Annotated in this window: 13 protein-coding genes; 5 read left to right on the top strand and 8 right to left on the bottom strand. The window is 73.1% G+C overall.

The features are described from left to right. Window positions 1-31 precede the first annotated feature (31 nt). The gene (locus C6376_RS29465; RefSeq protein WP_107446188.1) at window positions 32-895 is read left to right on the top strand and encodes an ABC transporter ATP-binding protein; all 864 of its coding nucleotides are present in this window, start codon (window positions 32-34) and stop codon (window positions 893-895) included. Then, entirely contained in the window at window positions 892-1,563 is a 672-nt protein-coding gene (locus C6376_RS29470) for an ABC transporter (RefSeq protein ID WP_107446189.1), read from the top strand. Before C6376_RS29465 ends, C6376_RS29470 begins: the two co-directional genes overlap by 4 nt. An 88-nt stretch (window positions 1,564-1,651) precedes the next feature. Here C6376_RS29470 and C6376_RS29475 read toward each other — a convergent pair whose 3' ends face one another. The 8 genes from C6376_RS29475 to zapE form a co-directional block, all read right to left on the bottom strand. Then, window positions 1,652-1,840 (bottom strand): hypothetical protein, encoded by a 189-nt coding sequence (locus C6376_RS29475; protein ID WP_107446190.1) that lies wholly within the window; start codon window positions 1,838-1,840, stop codon window positions 1,652-1,654. A 323-nt stretch (window positions 1,841-2,163) separates the two neighbouring features. Continuing rightward, window positions 2,164-3,084 carry a polysaccharide deacetylase family protein gene (locus C6376_RS29480; protein WP_173985756.1) on the bottom strand — a complete coding sequence of 307 codons (921 nt, stop codon included), beginning with the start codon at window positions 3,082-3,084 and terminating at the stop codon, window positions 2,164-2,166. A gap of 136 nt (window positions 3,085-3,220) precedes the next feature. Continuing rightward, window positions 3,221-4,594, bottom strand: coding sequence for an alkaline phosphatase PhoX (locus C6376_RS29485; protein ID WP_107446191.1), 1,374 nt, complete (start codon window positions 4,592-4,594; stop codon window positions 3,221-3,223). An 89-nt stretch (window positions 4,595-4,683) separates the two neighbouring features. After that, entirely contained in the window at window positions 4,684-5,637 is a 954-nt protein-coding gene (locus tag C6376_RS29490; RefSeq protein WP_107446192.1) for a slipin family protein, read from the bottom strand. A 114-nt stretch (window positions 5,638-5,751) separates the two neighbouring features. Beyond that, window positions 5,752-7,284: a SulP family inorganic anion transporter gene (locus tag C6376_RS29495; RefSeq protein ID WP_107449267.1), complete on the bottom strand. Its 1,533-nt coding sequence runs from the start codon at window positions 7,282-7,284 to the stop codon at window positions 5,752-5,754. A gap of 8 nt (window positions 7,285-7,292) precedes the next feature. Then, entirely contained in the window at window positions 7,293-7,874 is a 582-nt protein-coding gene (locus tag C6376_RS29500) for a carbonic anhydrase (protein WP_107446193.1), read from the bottom strand. Between the two features lie 91 nt (window positions 7,875-7,965). After that, complete coding sequence (locus C6376_RS29505; protein ID WP_107446194.1) at window positions 7,966-8,373, bottom strand: hypothetical protein; 408 nt, start codon at window positions 8,371-8,373, stop codon at window positions 7,966-7,968. A gap of 185 nt (window positions 8,374-8,558) precedes the next feature. Continuing rightward, entirely contained in the window at window positions 8,559-9,665 is a 1,107-nt protein-coding gene (gene zapE / locus C6376_RS29510) for a cell division protein ZapE (protein WP_107446195.1), read from the bottom strand. A 36-nt stretch (window positions 9,666-9,701) separates the two neighbouring features. Between zapE and C6376_RS29515 the strand changes: the two genes are divergently transcribed. The 3 genes from C6376_RS29515 to murC all read left to right on the top strand — a co-directional run bounded on the left by C6376_RS29515 (window position 9,702) and on the right by murC (window position 12,889). Further along, window positions 9,702-10,529: a pyrimidine reductase family protein gene (locus tag C6376_RS29515; protein ID WP_107446196.1), complete on the top strand. Its 828-nt coding sequence runs from the start codon at window positions 9,702-9,704 to the stop codon at window positions 10,527-10,529. A 188-nt stretch (window positions 10,530-10,717) separates the two neighbouring features. After that, window positions 10,718-11,191, top strand: a complete 474-nt coding sequence (locus tag C6376_RS29520; RefSeq protein WP_173985757.1) for an indole-3-glycerol phosphate synthase — start codon at window positions 10,718-10,720, stop codon at window positions 11,189-11,191. A 312-nt stretch (window positions 11,192-11,503) separates the two neighbouring features. Then, the gene (gene murC / locus C6376_RS29525) at window positions 11,504-12,889 is read left to right on the top strand and encodes a UDP-N-acetylmuramate--L-alanine ligase (protein ID WP_107446197.1); all 1,386 of its coding nucleotides are present in this window, start codon (window positions 11,504-11,506) and stop codon (window positions 12,887-12,889) included. Window positions 12,890-12,894: the final 5 nt, after the last annotated feature.

Genomic DNA, 12,894 nt, shown 5'->3' on the forward strand with positions numbered 1-12,894 from the left:
AGGCTACTGGACCTGCGAGAGGATGCCTGCCATGGAACGCGATCTACGCCTCGACGACGTGGGCCGCCGCTACGGCCTACGCGGCCCCTGGGTGCTGCGCAACGTGACCCTGCGGCCTGCCCCCGCCACGCTCACCCGCGTCACGGGCCCCAACGGAACAGGCAAGTCAACCCTGCTGCGCCTGCTGGCCCGCGTCGACGCCCCCACGGAAGGCCGGGTCACCGGCCGCCCCCGTACCGCCTACGTTCCCGAACGCTTCCCCGCCGCCCTCCCGTTCACCGCCGCCGGCTACCTCACTCACCTCGGCGCCGTGCACGGTCTGTCCCGCCCGGCCGCCGAACGCGCCGCGGACCACTGGCTGGACCGCTTCGGCGTCGCCGCGCACGCAGGCACCCCCATGAGCCGCCTGTCGAAGGGCACCAGCCAGAAGGTCGCCGTGGCGCAGGCGCTCCTCGCCGAACCCGAACTGCTGATCCTGGACGAGGCCTGGACCGGCCTGGACGCGGACGCGCGTGCCGAGCTGGAGCGGGCCGTCGCCGAGCGGACGGCGGCCGGCGCGGCCGTGGTCTTCGTCGACCACGACCCCCGCCGACTCGCCGACGCCACCGACGTCGTACTCACCGTCCGGGACGGCGGTCTGCACGCGCGCGTGGACTCCGACGCCGACCCGGACACCGCGCCCGCCGGCCCGCGGACGACGGTCGAGGTGCACGGCCCGGCCGCGGCCCTGCCACCGCAAGCGCTCCGGCTGGCCACGTCGGCAGAGCAGACGGCCGAGCGCCGCCACCGGCTGACCGTCCCGGGCTCGCACTCCGACGTCCTGCTCCGCGCCCTGCTGACCGCCGACCCGCCGTGGCACGTGGTGAGCGTCCGTCAAGAAGAGAGCCGCCCGTGACCGCCCTGCTGCGCTACCAGAGCGCTCTGCTCGTCCGCTCGCAGCGCTGGCTGCCGCCGTTCCTGCTGTACGCCGTCTTCCTCGGCGTCGGCGTGCGGGGCGGCCAGCCGCTGCTGGACTCGCTCGGCTACGCGGCCGCGTTCCTGCTGCCCGTGGCCGCCTGGCTGGTGCGGATCTGCGTCTCCAACGAGCCGCCGGCCGCCCGCACCGTCGTCGCCGCGGCGGCCGGGCCGGCGCGGGCGCATCTGGCCTGTGTGCTGGTCGCCCTGTCCGCGGCCGCCGCGTTCGGCGTGGCGGCGACCATGCTCGTCACCTTCGTCAGCGACCCGGTCGGCAGCGACCACCAGCGGCGGGTCCCGGTTCTCGAGGCGGCCGGCGCAGGCCTGCTCGCCGTCCTGACCTGCGCGCTGCTCGGCGCGGCCGTCGGCGCGCTCACCGCCTGGCCGGTGCTGCGCTCGCCGGGCCGGGCGGTCCCCGCGCTGCTGCTGGCGGCACTGCTGGCGCTGGTGGTGAGCGGGTCCCCGGCGCACGCGGCCGTCAGCGGCCTGGTGGGCGGCTCCCGGACGGCCACCGTCCACCTGCCGCTGTGGCCGACGGCGGCGGCGGCCCTGTTGGGCGCGGCCGCGATCGCCGCCGCCTGCGCGCTGACGTCCCGCCGGTCGTCCTGACCGGTTCTCGGCACGGGCGGGCAGCCGACCGCACGGGGGCGCGGGGCACGGGGCGGGGGGCGGGCGTCTGCCCGGCGGCCGGGAGCCGTCATCCCGAGCACGCGGTCCGCTGGGCCTCCTGCCACTCGCACACCGGGCACAGCGTGATGCCCTTGTAGGAATCCGGGTACTCCGTCGGCTTGCGGCACTGCACGCACTCCGCGTACGGAGGCCCCTCGGCCAGGGATGGCCGGGTTGCGTCGATCAGGCAGTACTCACGCTCGCTGTCGTCGCTCATGACTCCAGCGTACGAAGCTCCGGCCGGTCGTCGAAGCGGAGCCACGGGCCGCCCGGGCGGAGGCGGGATCGGGCCGGTGTGGTGGGCGGGCAGCGAGGTGTGGGCGGCCCGTGCGGAGCGGGTGGGAGGCGGTGGGCGGGCGGCGGGGGTGCGCCCGCTGAAGCGGTACGCCGGTGGTCGGTGGTCGGTGGTCGGATGGGCGTCGGGTGGTCCCGCGTGGGGGCCGACGGCGCAGGACCGTCCGGCTCGTGGACTCGTGGACTCGTGGGCCCGGGGGTGTGGGGAGGCGGTGGTGCCGCACGTTCGACCGCCGGCCCTGCAGGTCACCGCCGCCCGCTCGCCGCCGCGATCAGCTCGGAAACCTTCACGAACCGGTATCCGCGCCGGCGCAGCTCCGGGACGATCGTCCGCACCGCCTGCTCGGTCGTCGGAGCCGCGCTGCGGGTGCAGTGCATGACGACCACCGAGCCGGGCCGCACGCCGTCCAGCACCTGCCGGGCCACGGCGTCCGCGTCGGTGGCGAACGCGTCCCCGCTCACCACGTCCCACTGCACCGCGGTGACACCGGTGCCGCTCACCGCGCGCAGCGCCCGGCTGTCGTAGCAACCGCCGGGGAAACGGAAGTACGGCATCGCGTTCGGCACGCCGGCCTTGCGGAACGCCGTGTAAGCCCGTTCGACATCCGTTCTCATCCCGGCCTCGGGGACGGTCGGCAGCCCGTAGCAGTCGCCGGTGAAGGCGTAGTGGCTGTAGGAGTGGTTGGCGATCTCGAACCGCGGGTCACGGCCCAGCGAGCGGGCCTGGGCGGGGTACTCCTCGGCCCAGCGGCCGGTCATGAACACGGTGGAGGGCACCTTCAGCTCGCGCAGCGCCGCGATCAGGCCCGGGTTGTCGAAATGCTCGCCGGCCGCCGCCCGGGCCCCCTGGTCGGCGGTCATGTCGGCGTCGAAGGTGAGGGCGACGGTCCGGCCGGCGGCGTGGGGCGCACTGCGGAAGACTGGGGTGAGTCCGGCCGGACCGGGGGCCAGGGTGGGGGGCCGGGAGGGGGCGGCGGGTGTGGTGGATGCGGCGGAGGCGGAAGCCCGGGGTGAGGAGGGAGCCGTGGCGGGTGTGGAGGTGGCGGCGGTGGCGGTCGGACGGGCGGTCACCGGACGCTCGGGCGTGCCGCAGCCGGTGAGTGCGGTGAGTCCGGCCGCGAGAGCGCAGAGAGCGGCGGCCTGGCGACGGCGCGCAGGAAGGATCATCGTATGAACCTATGCGGGACGCCCGGTGGTCGGTACGGAAATATGACCGCGGTCCCGATGTCGTCACCCGCCTGCGCGCCCGCGTGCTCCGTCCAGCCGCGCCGCCGCGCCTCACCCGGGACTCACGCGAGCCCGGTCAGCGCCGCCAGGGGCCCGTCACGGCGAACGTCGTCCCGGGCGTGTAGCAGTTGACGTACATCGTGTCGCCGTCGGGGGAGAAGGTGACGCCGGCGAACTCACCCCACTCGGGCTCCTCGGGCGTGCCGATGTTCTGGCGCCCCCGCGCCATCGCGTACACGTCGCCGCCTCTGGTCACGCCGAAGACGTGCTGCGCGCCGTTGCCGTCCTCGCAGACCATCAGGCCGCCGCTGGGGGCGAGGCAGATGTTGTCCGGGGACTCGCCGGGCAGCTGCACGTCCGTGTCGGGTCCGAACACGATGACGAGGGTGAGACGGCGGCGCTGCGGGTCGTAACGCCAGATCTGGCCGAAGTGGTCGGCCGCCGAGCCGTCCGTCCCGCGCGCGAACGACGACACGAAGTACACGCACTGCCCGCCCCAGTAACAGCCCTCCAGCTTCTGGGCGTGGGTGATGCCCTTCGGGCCGAAGTCCTGCAGCCGGACAGGCGTTTGAGCGGCGAGGGGATCCGGCACGTCGACCCATTCGATGCCCTCGAAGACACGGCCCGTGTCCTGGATGGAGGACAGATCCGGCACGCCGGGCACCCGCATCGCCTGCAGCCGGCCACCCGCGCGCAGCGAGCCGACACCGCCCAGCGGCTTCTCCGGTAGGAAACGATAGAAAAGGCCGAAGGGGTGAAGAAACGCGTCCTCCGTCTCGTAAACGATTCCGCGCCGCGGGTCGACGGCGATCGCCTCGTGCTGGAAACGGCCCATCGCGGTCAGCGGCACGGCTCCGGTGCGGCGCGGGTCGGACGGGTGGACCTCGAAGATGAAACCGTGATCCTTGGTGTAACCGTTTGTGCCGGCTTTGTCCTCGGTCTCCTCGCAGGTCAGCCAGGTGTGCCACGGAGTGGGTCCCCCCGCGCAGTTGACGGCCGTGCCCGCGATCGCGACCCGCTCGGAGAGCACCCGGCCCCGGGAGTCGAGCGTCAGGGCCGTGCAGCCGCCCTTGCCGGCCGGATCGTAGGTCAGGCCCTTGACGGTGGGAACGGGATGCGCGGCGGCGGGACGGTTCTCGTGGTTGCGGACCAGGTGCACGCGGCCGCCCTGCCCCGGGAGCGCCGTCATGCCGTCGTGGTTGGAGGGCACCGGGCCCTCGCCGGAGCGCAGCGGTTCGCCCTCGCGGGACAGGACCCGGTAGCGGAAGCCCTCGGGGAGGTCGAGGAGGCCGTGGGGGTCGCGGACGAGGGGGCCGTACCCCTTGTGACCGAGGCCCTGCGCGGCCGCGGTGCCCGCGAAGAGGTCGGAGAGGGCGCCGGTGAACGCGATGCTCGCGCCCACCCCCAGCGCACCGGTGCCGACGAGGATCTGACGTCGTGTCGCGGACATGGGAAAACCTTCCTGCTGGCGGACAGGACTGTGATCCCGCTGTGTCTATCACCCGTGGCGCGCCCCGGGAACCACGCGCGGCGCAGGTGTCACTCGTCGGCGGCCTCCGGAGGGGTAGGAGCAGGCGGAGCGGGCGGCGGCTGCTGAGTCTGTTGCGGAAGCGGTTGCCACTGCGACGGTTGCGTAAACGCTTGCTGCTGACGCTGCTGGGCAACCGGTTGCTCCTCGGAATGTTGCGGTAGCGGTTGCCGCTGCTGCTGCTCGGGCTGTTGTGCAGGCGGTTGCTGCTGGGCCTTCTCCAGGAAACGCAGCAGCTCCACCGGAAACGGCAGCACGAGGGTGGAGTTCTTCTCCGCGGCGACCGCCACCACCGTCTGCAGCAGCCGCAGTTGGAGCGCGGCCGGCTGCTCGGACATCTGCGCGGCCGCCTCGGCGAGTTTCTTCGACGCCTGGAGCTCCGCGTCGGCGTTGATGATCCGCGCCCGGCGTTCGCGGTCGGCCTCGGCCTGACGGGCCATCGAACGCTTCATGGCGTCCGGCAGGGAGACGTCCTTGATCTCGACCCGGTCGATCTGCACGCCCCAGCCGATGGCCGGGCTGTCGATCATCAGCTCCAGACCCTCGTTGAGCTTCTCCCGGTTGGACAGCAGGTCGTCCAGCTCGCTCTTGCCGATGATCGACCGCAGCGAGGTCTGCGCCATCTGGGAGACCGCGAACCGGTAGTCCTCGACGTTGATGACCGCGGCCGGCGCGTCCACCACCCGGAAGTACACGACCGCGTCGACCCGCACGGTCACGTTGTCGCGGGTGATGCCTTCCTGGGCCGGAATGGGCATCGTCACGATCTGCATGTTGACCTTGCGCAGCCGGTCCACCGCGGGGATGACGAGGGTGAACCCCGGCCGGCGGACGTCGCCGTGCAGCCGGCCGAGCCGCAGGACCACCCCGCGCTCGTACTGCTTGACGACCCGTGCGGCGGCCCCGAGGTACACGAGGCCTCCCGCGACGACCGCCGCGGCCGCTCCCAGCAGCTCCTCGAGCATGTCGACCTCCTCGGCCAGAGGTCCCGATCGAGCCGTTCTGCCTACTCCTGCAACGATATGCCCGCCGTCCGGTCCGGGGCCACGCCCCGGACCGGACGGCGGGCAGGTCCGGCGTCAGCCGGCCCGGGCCGGCTCCGTCGCCGCAGCCGTGGCCTGGCGGGCCTTCACCGGCTCGGTGACCTTCACCGGTTCCGTGCCGTGGGCGCTGTGGCGTTCCGCCCAGTTCTCCAGGGCCGTCCGGCAGGCGTGGTCGAGGTGGTGCAGACCCGAGAGGTCCAGCTCGACCGGACGGTCCTGCGGAAGGGCCTCCAGGCTGTCGAGGATCTTCGGCAGGCGCAGGAAGGTCGCGTTGCCCGACAGGTACGCCTGCACCGGGCCCGCCCCCTTGTCGACGACCTCGAGCCGGATGTGCGAGGCCTCCCAGGCCGTCTTGACGACCGCCAGCGCGAGACCGATGAGGACACCCTCGAACATGCTGACCGCGACGATCGACACGGCCGTGACGACCAGGATCAGCGCCTCGCCGGGGTGCTCGCGCCACAGCGCCACGAGCGAGGGAACCGGCACGAGCTTGGCGCCCGCGTGGACGAGGATGCCGGCCAGCGCCGGGATCGGGATGTACGCCAGCAGATCCGGCAGCAGAGCCGCGAACAGCAGCAGCCACACGCCGTGCAGCACACGGGACGCCTTCGTCCGTGCCCCCGCCTGCACGTTGGCCGCGCTGCGGACGATCACCGCGGTCATCGGCAGCGCGCCGAGCACGCCGCAGACGGCGTTGCCGGCGCCCTGCGCCATGAGTTCCTTGTCGTACGCGGTGCGCGGGCCGTCGTGCAGCCGGTCCACCGCCGCCGCGCTGAACAGCGACTCGGCGGACGCGATCAGGGTGAACGCGACGATCGTGCCGAGCAGACCGACGTTCGCCAGGTCGCCGAAGGCGCCCAGCGGCGGAGGCTGGACGGACTCGAGCAGGCCCCGCACCTCCACGGTGGCCACGGGCAGGTCGAACAGCAGGGCGGCGAGCGTGGCCAGGCCCACCGCGGCGAGTGGTCCCGGCACGGTGCGGAACATCGCAGGCAACCGCTTCCACAACACCAGCACCGCGACGGTGCCCGCGCCGAGTGCGAGCGAGGCGGACCCGGCGGCGCTGCCGAGCGCGTCCACGACCGCCTCGGGGAGTCCGGCGATCTTCGCCGGACCGGACGCCGGCGCCTTGGCGCCGGCCGCCGCGTACAGCTGACCGGCGATCAGGACCAGGCCGATTCCCGCCAGCATGCCCTCGACGACCGAGACCGAGATGGCGCGGAAGTAGCGGCCCAGCCGCAGTGCGCCCATGGCGAGCTGCAGCGCGCCCGTGATCAGCACGATCACCCCGAGGGCGGGCAGGCCGAACTCCCGCACCGCCTCGAAGACCAGCACGGTCAGACCGGCGGCGGGACCGGACACCTGCAGGCTGCTGCCCCGCATGAGCCCGGTGACCAGGCCGCCGACGATGCCGGTGACGAGCCCGAGCTCGGCCGGCACGCCGGAGGCCACGGCGACGCCGACGCACAGCGGCAGCGCGACCAGGAAGACGACGAGAGAGGCGACGAAGTCCTGCTTGAGGTGCGGGAACCGGGATATTCGCCCGGTGGGCTTCTGCTGCGTCACGGCGGCGCTCACAGGGCTTCGAAGCCGTCGGTGTCGACGCGGTGCTCGAGGACCGCGCCGGTGTGCACCTCGTAGTACCAGCCGCGCACCCGCAGCCGGCCGTCGGCCAGCCGCTTCTCCACGCACGGGTACGAACGCAGCCGCAGCACCTGGGCGAGCACATGGTGCTGGACCGCGCGCATGACCGTCGGGTCGTTGGGATCGGCTGCGCCGGGCTCGCCGGCGGCGTGCGCCAGCCAGTCGCGTACGGCGGGCACGCCGTCGAGGTCGTCGCCGCGCACGAGCGCGCCGACGGCGCCGCAGTGCGAGTGGCCGCAGACCACGACGTCCTGGACGCCGAGCACCTCCACGGCGTACTCGATGGTGGCGGCCTCGCCGGTGGGGCGGTCGGAACCGTAGGGGGGCACGATGTTGCCCGCGGTGCGCAGCTCGAAGAGCTCGCCGGGCCGGGCGCCCGTGATCAGCGCGGGAACGACCCGCGAATCGGAGCAGGTGATGAAGAGAACCTGCGGGGACTGGCCTTCGGCGAGCCTGGCGAACTCCTCAGGGCGCTGTCCGAAGGTACGGGCGTTGTCGATGAGGGGCTGCATGACGTGGTGACTCCTCCTCGGCGCGCCGTGGGGGCGCGTCGGACGTGCAGGACACAGGACAGGTGGGGGACTGTTGCTCTGTTCTGCCCGCTCAGCAGCGGAAGACCTGAAGTGCCTCCGGAGAGTGGGTCGTCGAGGTTCTCGAGGTGCGGTGCCGGAGATCGCCGGGCGGGGCCGGCCGGTGCGCGGCCGCGGGGTCCTGCGCCGGCAACGCGCGCTCGGGCTCGTGGGGAGCCGAGGCTGCGCAGGCGGTGACGCGGTGGCGGTCGCGGGTGCGACGGGAGTCGGCGGGACCGCCGGGAAGCCCGCAGTCGCGCACGGTGACTTTCTCGTGGCGCGGCGTCTTGACCGACAGGGTGATTCCGGGCTGGGTCCTGGCCTCGGCATGACGCGCCGTGTGCGCGGTCGCGAAGGAAGGCGTCGGTGCGAAGAACGCGAGGGCGAGCAGGACGGCGGCGAGGAGCGAGATCACGGCGCGGGCCGACGTACCTCGGAACATGCGCCTCCCTCCGGCGATCTCACACCTCTAGCCCGGACCAACGGTTGGTCAACGACTGGTCAAGAAACAAGGTAACCCTGCAAAGTTGTTTGCAGGGTTAACTCGGTGTTTCCAGAGGAAGCGCGCCTCAAAAAAGCGGGACGCGTGGCGCGAACCGGCTCTTGACATCGGACGGCCGAGGCCGCTCAGTCGGGCTTGACGAGCGACCTGGCGTCGCGGGCCAGCGCGGTCAGCCGGGATATCGCGCGGAAGTACTTCTTGCGGTACCCGCCGTTCAGCATCTCCTCGCTGAAGAGCCGGTCGAAGGGGGCTCCCGAGGCCAGCACCGGGACCTCTCGGTCGTAGAGCCGGTCGGCCAGAACCACCAGCCGAAGCGCCGTGGACTGGTCGGGCACCGGCTGTACGTCCGTGAGGCAGACCGCCTTCAGACCGTCCGTCAGCGCGCCGTAGCGGCTCGGGTGGACCTTCGCGAGATGCTCCAGCAGGTGCGGGAAGTCGTCGAGCGAGGCGCCCTCCGTGGCGTACGCAGCCTTCGCCACCTGCTCGTCGGAGTACGGCGCCGGAGCCTGCGGCAGACCGCGGTGGCGGTAGTCCTCGCCGTCGATGCGCAGGGCGCGGAACTGTGCCGACAGACCCTGGATCTCCCGCAGGAAGTCGGCCGCCGCGAACCGGCCCTCGCCCAGCTTGCCGGGCAGCGTGTTGGAGGTCGCGGCGAGCGCCACACCGGCGTCGACCAGCTTGCCGAGCAGCGTGGAGACGAGAACGGTGTCGCCCGGGTCGTCCAGCTCGAACTCGTCGATGCACAGCAGACGGTGCCCCGAGAGCGTGCGCACCGTCTGCTGGAAGCCCAGGGCGCCGACGAGGTTGGTCAGCTCGACGAACGTGCCGAACGCCTTGAGGGCGGGCTCGGCCGGGGTCGCGTGCCACAGGGACGCCAGGAGGTGGGTCTTGCCGACGCCGTAGCCGCCGTCCAGGTAGACGCCGCGCGGCCCGGCGGGCGTCCGGGGCGGCTTCGGCCGGCCGAAGCCGAGGAACCCCCGTCGGCCGGTGCCCGTGGCGTGCGCCCCGCCGAGTCCGGCGGCGAAACCCTCGAGGACGCCGACCGCCTGCGTCTGGCTGGGCTGGTTCGGGTCCGGCAGGTAGGTGCTGAAGCGGACCGAGTCGAACCGGGGAGGCGGCACCATCTCGGCGACCAGCCGGTCCGCGGGGACGTGCGGCTGCCGGGCGCAGAGGGAGGCCGGCGAAGCGTCGGCTGTCGGGCTGAGGCCGGGGGCGGCGAAGGAGGACGACACGGTTCCCCATGCTACGGGCGTGCCAGACTGCCTGGCATGCGACGGCTGTTCCCTGTGACCGACCAGACAGCGACGACCGGCTCCGGCGGCGGCCCGCTCGGAGCCCCCGGCGAGGGGGGTGATGCCGCCGAGGACCGTGAGTGGAGCCTCGACGAGCTCGCCGAGGCCTACGCCTACCCGCAGGCCCGGTCCGGCGGGCCGCGGCCCTGGCTGCGGGCCAACATGGTGTCCACCCTCGACGGCGCCGCCCAGCACGACGGCCGCTCCCAGCCCATCTCCACCGCCGCCGACATGCGGATCTTCGGCACGCTGCGCGGGCTCGCGGACGTGGTGGTCGTCGGTGCGGAAACGGTCCGGCTCGAGGGGTACCGCCCCGCACGCGCGCGTGCGGAGTTCGCGGCACGGCGTGCGGCGGCCGGGCAGGCGCCCGCCCCCGCGGTCGCGGTGGTCACCGCCGGTCTCGATCTGGACCTCTCCCTCCCGCTCTTCACGTCGCCGCTGGTCCCGACCCTGATCCTGACCGGCGCGGCCGCCGCGCCCGACAGGGTGGCCGCCGCGCGGAAGGCGGGTGCGAAGGTGGTGATCGCCGGGGACGGCACGGGCGTGGAGCCCGCCCGGGCGGTACAGGCCCTCGGCGCGCTCGGGCACACCCGGCTGCTGACGGAGGGCGGCCCGAGGCTGCTGGGGCAGTTCGTGGCGGCCGGGGTGCTGGACGAGCTGTGCCTGACCGTCGCCCCGATGCTCACCGCCGGCGATGCCCAGCGGATCGCGGGCGGGCCGTCGGTCGCGGTTCCGCAGCGGTTCGCACTGGAGTCCCTGCTGGAGGAGGAGGGTTTCCTGTTCTGCAGGTACCGGCGGCCGTGACGCCACGGACGGGTCGGCGCACCGCCGACGGTCCACATCGATGGAGTCGTCCGTTCCGTTTGGTGTCCGCCGGGCACACTGAATCTCGCAGTACCCGTGCGATCACGGGGAAGGATGGTTTCCGCAGGGCCGCGATCGGCCCACGGAGGACAGAGGGCCACGAGGTCCTCACAGAGAATGGGGCGCCGGTGTTCACAAGCGTTTTGATGATCGAGAAGGCCCTGACGTCCGCCGACGTGGAGTTCGTCACCACCTTGCACGGGGACGAGCAGGTCGCCTTCCATGTACTGCTCCAGCCGCGCGGCGACCAGGCGGACCGTCTGCTGAGGGCCATCGACGACGTCGCCCTCGGCGAGCTGGACGAGGCCGCGCGTGAGCGCGAGACGCCGGAGGGCGACGAGGCGAAGGGCTTCGGCGTGCGGGCGCTGGAGGTGTCGCTCCAGGCGCTGCAGGCGTCCGGCAGCCCGGCGGTGGGGCGCCTGGTGGAGGACCATCCGCTGGACGCCCTGAAGTCCCTGGTGGCGGAGGTGGGGGCCGACGAGGTGATCGTGCTGACGGATCCGCACTACGTCGAGGAGTTCTTCCACCGGGACTGGGCCTCCCGGGCCCGCCACAAGGTGGGCGTCCCGGTGCTGAAACTGTTCTCGCACAGCAAGGCGTAGACGCGGGGCCGCGCGCGCGAGGGCCGCGGAACGGCGGGACGGCGAGGCCACGGGAAGGTGGGACCGTTGAGGCCGCGGGACCGTGAGGCCACGGGACCGTGGGGCCCCGCCGCCCGGTGACGGGCGTGCGGGGCGTCCTCGGAGGTGCGACGGGTCGGGCGCCCCGGCGACGGCCGCGCCCCGGCGACGGCCGCGGCCGAGGGCCGTCCGGGGTCGGGCGGGGGGTTCTCCGCGCCCCTGGGGCCGTATGGTCGGCCCGACCCCATAGGCTGGGGCGCGTTCACCGTCGTAGCGCACCCTGGAGACACGCACATGGCACCCGGCCTTCCTACCGCCATGGACCGACCGCACTTCATCGGCATCGGCGGGGCCGGGATGTCGGGCATCGCGAAGATCCTCGCGCAGCGCGGTGCGAAGGTCGCCGGAAGCGACGCCAAGGAGTCGGAGACCGCGGCCGCACTGCGGGCACTCGGGGCGACCGTGCACATCGGGCACGCCGCCGGACACCTGGCCGACGACGCGAGCTGCGTCGTCGTCTCCTCGGCGATCCGCGCGGACAACCCCGAGCTCGCCCGCGCGGCCGAACTGGGCATCCCGGTGGTCCACCGTTCGGACGCGCTCGCCCGGCTGATGGACCGACTGCGTCCGATCGCCGTCGCCGGCACGCACGGCAAGACGACCACCACGTCCATGCTCGCGGTCTCGCTGAGCGAGCTCGGCCTGCGGCCGTCGTACGCGATCGGCGGCGACCTCGACGCCCCCGGCTCCAACGCCCTGCACGGCGAGGGCGACATCTTCGTCGCCGAGGCGGACGAATCCGACCGCAGCTTCCACAAGTACGCGCCCGAGGTCGCCATCGTCCTCAACGTCGAACTCGACCACCATGCGAACTACGCCTCGATCGACGAGATCTACGAGTCCTTCGAGACCTTCGCCCGCAAGATCGTGCCCGGTGGCACCCTGGTGATCGCCGCCGACCACGAGGGCGCGCGGGAACTGACCCGGCGTGTCGAGGGCGTGCGCACGGTGACCTACGGCGAGGCCGAGGACGCCGACGTGCGGGTGCTGTCGGTCGTCCCGCAGGGCCTCAGGAGCGAGGTGACCGTCCTGCTGGACGGCGAGCAGCTCACGTTCACCGTCTCCGTGCCCGGCCGGCACTACGCCCACAACGCCGTCGCCGCGCTGGCGGCAGGTGTCGCACTGGGCGTCCCGGCGGCCGAGCTCGCACCCGCCCTGGCCGCGTACACGGGCGTCAAGCGCCGGCTGCAGCTCAAGGGCGAGGCGGCGGGCGTGCAGGTCGTCGACTCCTACGCCCACCACCCGACCGAGATGACGGCCGACCTGGAGGCGATGCGCGCGGCGGTAGGTGACGCCCGCATCCTCGTCCTCTTCCAGCCGCACCTGTTCTCCCGGACGCAGGAACTGGGCACGGAGATGGGGCAGGCGCTCGCCCTGGCGGACGCCTCCGTCGTCCTGGACATCTACCCGGCCCGCGAGGACCCCGTTCCGGGCGTCACCAGCGAGCTGATCATCGACGCGGCGCGGGCCGCGGGCGCCGACGTGACAGCCGTCCACGACAAGGACGGGGCCCCTGCCGTGATCGCGGGAATGGCGAGGGCCGGTGATCTCGTTCTCACCATGGGCGCGGGCGACGTGACGGACCTGGGCCCGCGCATTCTGGACCGTCTTTCCCAGTGAGGGGC

The organism is Streptomyces sp. P3 (genome assembly GCF_003032475.1).
In the GTDB taxonomy this organism is placed as follows: Bacteria; Actinomycetota; Actinomycetes; order Streptomycetales; family Streptomycetaceae; genus Streptomyces.

Coding starts and splice junctions, on each gene's coding strand:
- C6376_RS29480 (WP_173985756.1), bottom strand. CDS start 3,084: ATGATCCTTCCTGCGCGCCGTCGCCAGGCCGCCGCTCTCTGCGCTCTC.
- C6376_RS29505 (WP_107446194.1), bottom strand. CDS start 8,373: ATGTTCCGAGGTACGTCGGCCCGCGCCGTGATCTCGCTCCTCGCCGCC.
- murC (WP_107446197.1), top strand. CDS start 11,504: ATGGCACCCGGCCTTCCTACCGCCATGGACCGACCGCACTTCATCGGC.
- C6376_RS29475 (WP_107446190.1), bottom strand. CDS start 1,840: ATGAGCGACGACAGCGAGCGTGAGTACTGCCTGATCGACGCAACCCGG.
- C6376_RS29465 (WP_107446188.1), top strand. CDS start 32: ATGGAACGCGATCTACGCCTCGACGACGTGGGCCGCCGCTACGGCCTA.
- C6376_RS29500 (WP_107446193.1), bottom strand. CDS start 7,874: ATGCAGCCCCTCATCGACAACGCCCGTACCTTCGGACAGCGCCCTGAG.
- C6376_RS29515 (WP_107446196.1), top strand. CDS start 9,702: ATGCGACGGCTGTTCCCTGTGACCGACCAGACAGCGACGACCGGCTCC.
- C6376_RS29490 (WP_107446192.1), bottom strand. CDS start 5,637: ATGCTCGAGGAGCTGCTGGGAGCGGCCGCGGCGGTCGTCGCGGGAGGC.
- C6376_RS29485 (WP_107446191.1), bottom strand. CDS start 4,594: ATGTCCGCGACACGACGTCAGATCCTCGTCGGCACCGGTGCGCTGGGG.